General features: G+C 41.8%; 5 protein-coding genes. All 5 read left to right on the top strand.

Going from position 1 to position 7,105, the window contains the following annotated elements:
* On the top strand, nt 1-566 hold a 566-nt coding region (locus JWQ85_RS11920), incomplete at its 5' end, for a deoxynucleoside kinase (RefSeq protein ID WP_299468190.1).
* Nucleotides 567-577: 11 nt separating this feature from the next.
* Nucleotides 578-1,045, top strand: a complete 468-nt coding sequence (locus JWQ85_RS11925; RefSeq protein ID WP_299468192.1) for a hypothetical protein — start codon at nt 578-580, stop codon at nt 1,043-1,045.
* A 448-nt stretch (nt 1,046-1,493) separates the two neighbouring features.
* Nucleotides 1,494-3,104 (top strand): CTP synthase, encoded by a 1,611-nt coding sequence (locus tag JWQ85_RS11930; RefSeq protein ID WP_299468194.1) that lies wholly within the window; start codon nt 1,494-1,496, stop codon nt 3,102-3,104.
* Nucleotides 3,105-3,364: 260 nt separating this feature from the next.
* Nucleotides 3,365-5,200, top strand: coding sequence for a membrane protein insertase YidC (yidC, locus tag JWQ85_RS11935; protein ID WP_299468196.1), 1,836 nt, complete (start codon nt 3,365-3,367; stop codon nt 5,198-5,200).
* Between the two features lie 167 nt (nt 5,201-5,367).
* Nucleotides 5,368-6,735, top strand: a complete 1,368-nt coding sequence (locus JWQ85_RS11940) for an exonuclease domain-containing protein (protein WP_299468198.1) — start codon at nt 5,368-5,370, stop codon at nt 6,733-6,735.
* Nucleotides 6,736-7,105 lie beyond the last annotated feature (370 nt).

A 7,105-nucleotide genomic window follows, 5' to 3' on the forward strand; every position in this document is an offset into this window, starting at 1 on the left:
CCGAAATGTTAGCGAAAAATTACGGCTGGGAACCCCTTTACGAAGCGGTTGATAATAACCCCTACCTGGAAGATTTTTATAACGAGATGAAACGCTGGAGCTTTAACCTCCAAATATATTTCCTGAATAGCCGCTACCGCCAAATTGTAGAGATACAAAAGGGAAGCCGCAACATAATACAAGACCGTACCATTTACGAGGATGCCTACATATTTGCCGAAAACCTGCATGATATGGGGCTGATGACCACCCGCGATTATGAGAATTATCAAAGCATGTTTGATAATATCACTGAATTTATCAAACCACCCGACTTACTGGTGTATCTTAAAGCAAGTGTACCTACCCTGGTAAACAATATACAACGCCGCGGCCGCGAATACGAAATTGGCATCCGCATAGATTACCTATCCAAACTGAACGAGAAATACGATAAGTGGATAAATGGCTACAAGCTTGGAAAACTGCTGGTGTTAGATAAAGACAACCTGGACTTTGCCAACAATACCGAAGATATGGCCTCTATCGTAGAAAAAATAGAGCGCGAAATAAACGGGTTGTTTTAAGTCTTATCGCCATGATACGCAGTAGATTAACTTTTGCTTTATTATTCTTTTTTATAGCCTGCGCCAAGCCGAATACCAAAGTTTTAGATATAGGTGCATTTACGATAGATGTACCGCCCGAATGGCAAAGCGATATTCCTACTGACCAGGAAGACTCATTAACAGGATATATAAAAGGGAAAAATATCAGCATGTATTTTGATTTTAGCACAATGGGTTATGCCAACCATCTATCAGACTTTGAGTATCAATCTCAAAATGTAAAAATTGATAGTAGCGGCGAATACATAATTAAAACTATCTGGCCAAAAATAGTTGGGAAAGGAATGATCGGTATTTACATGCAAAGTCGCAAATCGAGTTTAAACTTTCAAATGCATGGTAAAGAGCTTTCTAAAGAGGAACAAGAGATGGTTTTAGCCGCATTTAAAACCATTAAGATAAAACAAAAAGGTAGCGGATCCCGACTGCCTTTTTAAATTTCAACTTTTGTAATCCGTTGGCTGAAGCCAACGGCAATGATAAATACAAGTGATTTCTATAATTTCTTATTCATTGCCGTCCCATTTATGGGACGGGTAGAGAAATCAGAAAATGGGCTTTAGCCCAAACTCTAATCGCCACGACCGCAAGCATCCCGCTTGTGGCCGCATGCCTGGTAAACGCATTGCATCATGTTATACAAAGCTTAGCTTGTTCATTATCATCCTAAACCCACAAGCGGGACGTTTGCAGTAGCAAATGTCCTGACTCTGGATTCTTATCTCTTGATTCCTTTCAAACAACCCGAAACTTTCCCTCAAGCCCAACCCTTTTCAACAAATGTAAAATCGATAGCCAAAACCCCGTAAATATTCCTACTTTTGTATCCCGTACACAAACAATTGGTTTCGGCCTAAAAACCGCTTACCGGATTTCAAAAAAATCATGACTAAATACATTTTTGTTACGGGTGGAGTTACCTCATCGTTAGGAAAAGGCATTATTTCTGCCTCATTAGCTAAACTTTTACAGGCACGCGGCTATCGCGTAACCATCCAAAAATTCGATCCTTACATTAACATTGATCCGGGAACTTTAAACCCTTACGAACATGGCGAATGCTACGTTACCGAGGATGGCGCCGAAACTGATCTTGATCTTGGCCATTACGAGCGTTTTTTAAACGCGCCAACATCAAAAGCCAACAACATTACCACCGGCCGCATTTACCAGAATGTAATTAACCGCGAACGCGAAGGTGCATTTTTGGGTAAAACGGTACAGGTTGTACCACACATTACAGACGAGATTAAGCGCAATATGCGCATACTAGGCGAAACCGGCGATTACGATATTGTGATAACCGAAATTGGCGGTACCGTAGGCGATATAGAATCGTTACCATTTGTTGAAGCTGTAAGGCAGTTTAAATGGGAAGTTGGCCCGGGCAACGCGTTGGTTATTCACCTTACGCTTATCCCTTTCCTTGCTGCAGCCGGCGAATTAAAAACAAAACCAACCCAGCACTCTGTTAAAATGCTACTGGAATATGGTATACAGCCGGATATTTTGGTTTGCCGTACCGAGCACCATATCAACATGGATATCCGTAAAAAGATAGCCCTGTTCTGTAACGTTAACATTAACGCGGTTATCGAATCGATGGATGCATCTACCATTTACGATGTGCCATTGCTGATGCTGAAAGAACAGCTTGATAAAACTGTGCTTACCAAATTAAAATTATCGCATAAAAACGAGCCTAACCTGGATAACTGGAAAGACTTTTTAGGCCGATTGAAAAACCCTACATCCGAAGTAAAAATTGGCTTGGTAGGTAAATATGTAGAGTTACCTGATGCTTATAAATCGATCATAGAATCATTTATACACGCGGGTGCTAAAAACGAGTGCAAGGTTAAAGTACAATACATCCCTTCAGAACAGTTAACCCCCGATAACGCGGTTGAAAAACTGCGCGGCCTGCATGGCGTATTGGTTGCACCGGGTTTTGGCGAGCGTGGTTTTGAAGGTAAAATTGAAGCTATCCGTTATGTGCGCGAAAACAACATCCCATTCTTCGGCATCTGTTTGGGTATGCAATGCTCTGTTGTGGAGTTTGGTCGTAACGTTTTAGGTTTAAAAAATGCCAGCAGTACCGAAATGAACCCTGATACCCCACACCCGGTTATTGACATGATGGAAGATCAGAAAACCGTTATTAATAAAGGCGGCACCATGCGTTTAGGCGCTTACCCATGCGATTTAAAGAAGAATAGCAAGGCAGCACTGGCTTACGGTAAAACCCATATCAGCGAACGCCACAGGCACCGCTACGAGTTTAATAACAAGTATTTAAAAGATTACGAAAACGCGGGTTTAACCCCATCTGGTATTAACCCGGAGAATGGTTTGGTAGAGGTTGTTGAATTAAAAAACCACCCGTTTTTTGTTGGAGCGCAATTTCACCCGGAATTAAAATCAACAGTTGCTAATCCGCATCCACTTTTTATTAACTTTGTCGCCGCTTCGCTGGCTTATGCCCGTAAGAAGTAATAGCAGCATAGGGGTTTATTCCCTGATACTGTAAAGCTTATACAACAAAGCGGATATAATAATAGCGTTAACACAGCGTAACATTAATACCGGTGATAGGTCTAAAAAGAATGTAAGGGTTTTGATCAAACCGATGAGCATCTATCTGATCAAATTAAGCCGGTATACATAGGTGATGTTAATCTAAGAAACAAGGACGAAAATTAACAGTAATGATCAACAACAATTAAGTATTAGCTGATCATTCGATACAACAAATAATGGATAAAAATACGTTTACAGGGTTATTCCTGATCATGGTAATTATGGGTGCTTCCATATATTTCATGAAACCTTCTGAGGCTGACATTAAAAAAGAGCAGCTTACCGTTCACCAGGACTCGATAAAAAAGGGCTTAATAAAGGCAGAAAATGCTGCTGCAACAGCTGCTATTAAAACTGATACCGCTAAAAAGACAGGTGTTGTTGATTCTGCAGTTTTAAAATCACCTTTTGGCGCGGCTACTGTTGGTACCGAGCAATTTGTAACTATCGGAAACAAGGAATTGAGCCTAAAGCTGTCAACAAAGGGCGGTCGCATTTTCTCGGCCGAGTTAAAAAACTATAAAACGTTTGATAAAAAACCATTGATACTATTTGATGGTAACGATAACAAGTTTGGCATCACCCTAAAAGCAGGCGATAAAAACCTGAACACAAACGACCTGTATTTTACGCCAAGCGCTACATCATTGCAGGTTGCTGAGCAGGATTCGGGTTCGGTTACCATGCGTTTAAGCTACAGCCCTACGCAGTATATAGATTATATATACACGCTAAAAGGTACAGGCTTTAAATTAGGCTTAACCATTAAATCTACCGGGCTTGACCAGGTTGTAGCCAACAGCAGTGTTTACAACCTTAACTGGGCAGCCAGCCTGCACAAACAGGAAAAAGATATTGCCCAGGAGCGCCAATACACCACCGTGTATTTTAAAAATACCGATAATGAGGTTGATTACCTGAGCGAAACTAAGGACGAGCAAAAAGTTATTGCCGATAAAAAGGTTCAATGGGTGGCCTTTAAACAACACTTCTTCTCGAACGTATTGATCGTTAAAGACGGTATAGGTAAATCTGACCTGGCGGTTGCTACCGATGTTGCCGATACCAGTAATGTAAAACAAATGAAGGCCGACCTTACGCTTACACGTAAAGCTGATGGCAGTGTACCGCTTGAGTTTTACTTTGGCCCTAACCGTTTTAATACCCTTAAAGCACAAGGTAACGACCTGCAAAAGCTGGTTAACCTGGGCTGGGGACCATTAAAATATATTAACCAGTTTGCGGTTTTGCCACTATTTAATTTCTTAAATAAGTTTAACTGGAACTACGGTATCATCATTTTGATATTAACTATAGTACTTAAAGTGGTATTAGCGCCGCTTACCTATAAATCGTACCTGTCAATGGCTAAAATGCGTGTGCTTAAGCCCGAGATGGACGAGATAAAAGGTAAGGTTGGTGAAGATAACCCTACCCTTTTACAGCAGGAATACCTAAAGCTTTATAAAAAGGCAGGTGTGAACCCGCTGGGTGGTTGTTTACCATTGCTGATACAGATGCCTATCGTGATCGCGTTTTTCCGCTTTTTCCCAAGCTTGTTTGAGCTAAGGGGCGAAAGCTTCCTGTGGATGCATGATCTATCCACCTACGATGCGGTTATTACATTCGCTAAGATCCCGTTTATTGGCAGCCACATTAGTTTAATGTGTTTACTGATGACTATATCAACGCTGATATATACATACTTTAACAACCAGATCTCGGGTGCTACCGGGCAAATGAAATACATAGGTTACATTACCCCTATCATTTTCCTTGCTACGCTGAACAGCTACCCATCAGGCCTAAACTACTATTACTTTTTGGCCAACATGCTAACCTTTTTACAGCAATACATAATTAAATTTATGGTTGATGATAAAAAGATCCACGCGCAGATCCAGGAGAACAAAAAGAAACCGGATGATCCTAAAAAGAAAAAAACAGGCTTCGGTGCAAAACTGGAAGAAATGATGCGTCAGCAACAACAGGTGCAAGCGAAGAAGAAATAGTGAAGAGAGAATGGTTGATTAGTTGACCTATAGATAAAAGAAACCCATAGCTATAACGGCTATGGGTTTTTTGTTGGGATATACATTTTCTTATCTTTTTAACATTCCGAAAATTTTCCACAATCGCAACTAAAATTATTAGCAAAAAAGTTTTACATTTGAAAACTATGTATGCAATTGTGGATATTGAGACGACGGGAGGGCATGCCAGTGCAAATGGCATTACAGAGATTGCTATATGCATACATGATGGCAAAAAGATCACCCGCCGGTTCGAAACTCTGGTAAACCCGCAACGGGATATCCCGGTTTATATCCGTGCCCTAACAGGTATCACTAACGAAATGGTACAGGATGCCCCTTCTTTTGAGGACGTGGCGCACGAGATCTACCACCTGCTAAAAGGCCAGATCTTTGTGGCCCACAACGTAAACTTCGATTATTCCTTTTTACGCTACCACCTCAATGCCTCCGGCTACGAATTGCAGGCCAATAAGCTTTGCACCGTAAGGCTGGGCCGCAAAATAATGCCGGGCCTAATGTCATACAGCTTGGGTAAGTTGTGCACCCATTTAGGCATTCAAAACAACAGTCGCCACCGTGCCATGGGCGATGCCGAAGCAACCGCGCAGCTATTTGGGATGCTATTAAAAAGCGATACCGATAACCATATTGGCTCGGCCCTAAAGCAAAACAGCAAAGAACAGGTTTTACCTGCCAACCTGCCCAAAACAGATATTGAAGCCCTACCCTCATCACCGGGGATCTATTACTTTCACGATCAAAAAGGCAAGGTGGTATATGTTGGCAAGGCAAAAAATATTAAGAAACGGGTATGCAGCCACTTTACAGGTAACAACCCTAATTTACAGCGACAGGAGTTTTTACGCAATATATATCGCATCAGTCACCAGGTTTGCGGCACCGAGCTTATTGCTTTTGTGCTGGAAGCCGTAGAGATAAAACGACTGTGGCCTAAATACAACCGATCGTTAAAACGCTTCGAGAACACCTTCGGGCTTTATGTTTTTGAAGACCAGCGCGGTTATATGCGCCTGGCGGTTGATAAGCACCGTAAGCACATGCCATCGGTATATGCCTGCAACTCTTTGTTAGAAGGTCATAACTTGTTATTGAACCTCATAGAACAATTCGGCCTATGCCCTAAACTGTGTTTTATTCAAAAGAACGACCAGCCATGCAGCGGCAATAATGTGGGCAACTGCGCCTGCGAAGGGCACGAAACACCGGAAGAGTATAACCAACGCATAACCGGTGCATTGGATGAACTGAAGAAAGCATTGCCAACCTTCGCTATTCGCGATGAAGGCCGCACCGATGACGAGCACAGTTGTATTTTGATAGAAGAAGGTCGTTTTTATGGTATGGGTTATATCTCTCATTATTACGATGCTGATAATATTCAGGCGTTAAAGAACTACCTTACACCCTACCCGGGTAATGATTATATCAAGAATATCGTAACCGGCTACGCCAACAGGTTCCCACAGAGGAAGGTGAGCTTTTCAGCTTAGTTTCATATTCTCCACCAGGTCATTACGAACGTGATACGAGGAGAAATCTTCTACGAGCAGTAAGTCTAAGCGAGACAAGCTTCACAACCAACCCGTTATACCGATTTATTTCGGCATCTCTCATGTTGAGTGCGTGCTAAACATTGGCCCGCTCAATTGCCGCGGGAAGGCTGTTACTTTGTCTTGATACCATAAGTGTTCGGAAGATTAGCATTTGGGCTAAAGCCCATTTTCTGATTTTTTTATCCGTCCCATAAATGGGACGGCAATGAAGGAGGAGTTATCAAAAATCACTTGTATTTTTCATTGCCGTTGGCTTTAGCCAACGGATTACAAACAAAACTTATAAGGCTTTAGCCAAAATTCGGAA

The organism is Mucilaginibacter sp. (genome assembly GCF_028288105.1).
Taxonomy (GTDB): Bacteria; Bacteroidota; Bacteroidia; order Sphingobacteriales; family Sphingobacteriaceae; genus Mucilaginibacter.

Excerpts from the sequence above, each read along its gene's own strand:
- JWQ85_RS11930 (WP_299468194.1), top strand. The coding sequence starts at position 1,494 with ATGACTAAATACATTTTTGTTACGGGTGGAGTTACCTCATCGTTAGGA.
- JWQ85_RS11925 (WP_299468192.1), top strand. The coding sequence starts at position 578 with ATGATACGCAGTAGATTAACTTTTGCTTTATTATTCTTTTTTATAGCC.
- yidC (WP_299468196.1), top strand. The coding sequence starts at position 3,365 with ATGGATAAAAATACGTTTACAGGGTTATTCCTGATCATGGTAATTATG.
- JWQ85_RS11940 (WP_299468198.1), top strand. The coding sequence starts at position 5,368 with ATGTATGCAATTGTGGATATTGAGACGACGGGAGGGCATGCCAGTGCA.